Below are 1103 nucleotides of genomic sequence, written 5' to 3'. Positions count from 1 at the left end.
GACCGAACTGTCTCACGACGTTCTGAACCCAGCTCGCGTACCGCTTTAATGGGCGAACAGCCCAACCCTTGGGACCAACTCCAGCCCCAGGATGCGACGAGCCGACATCGAGGTGCCAAACCATGCCGTCGATATGGACTCTTGGGCAAGATCAGCCTGTTATCCCCGGGGTACCTTTTATCCGTTGAGCGACAACGCTTCCATAAGCCATTGCCGGATCACTAGTTCCTACTTTCGTACCTGCTCCACCCGTCAGTGTCACAGTCAAGCTTCCTTGTGCACTTACACTCAAACCCTGATTACCAACCAGGATGAGGAAACCTTTGAGCGCCTCCGTTACCATTTAGGAGGCAACCGCCCCAGTTAAACTACCCACCAGGCACTGTCCCTAACCCAGATAATGGGTCCAGGTTCAGATAACCAGCAACATCAGAGTGGTATTTCACTTGCCGACTCCACAAAAACTAGCGTTCCTGCTTCAAAATCTCCCACCTATCCTACACAAACACAACCAGCTACCAATACCAAGCTATAGTAAAGGTCCCGGGGTCTTTCCGTCCTGCTGCGCGTAACGAGCATCTTTACTCGTAATGCAATTTCGCCGAGTTCGCGGTCAAGACAGCACAGAAGTCGTTACGCCATTCGTGCAGGTCGGAACTTACCCGACAAGGAATTTCGCTACCTTAGGATGGTTATAGTTACCACCGCCGTTTACCGGGGCTTAAATTCACCGCTTCGCAAAAAATGCTAACAGTTCCTCTTAACCTTCCGGCACCGGGCAGGCGTCAGTGCGTATACCTCGCCTTACAGCTTCGCACGCACCTATGTTTTTGATAAACAGTCGCTTCCATCTTGCTATTGCACCCCACACCCCCTAGAACAGAAAACGCCCTTCAAGGGGTGGGGCCCCCTTCTCCCGAAGTTACGGAGGCAATTTGCCGAGTTCCTTAACCACGATTCACTCGCTCGCCTTAGTATTCTCTACCCAACTACCAGAGTCGGTTTCGGGTACGGGCGGAACAAAACCTCACAACGCAGCTTTTCTAGACAGCACAGACCAACCCTGTTATCGACCCAAAAAGGCCCCACCATCACCTCTGACC

Annotated in this window: 1 rRNA gene; it reads right to left on the bottom strand. The window is 52.4% G+C overall.

Annotation, left to right across the window (positions count from 1 at the left end):
• Nucleotides 1-1103 (bottom strand): 23S ribosomal RNA (locus AC1EKS_RS08950); the annotation flags it as partial.

This window comes from Varibaculum sp. C0165D1 (assembly GCF_056590355.1).
Note: the sequence above shows the minus strand (reverse complement) of the source record. Positions and strands in the feature narration are given on the sequence as shown.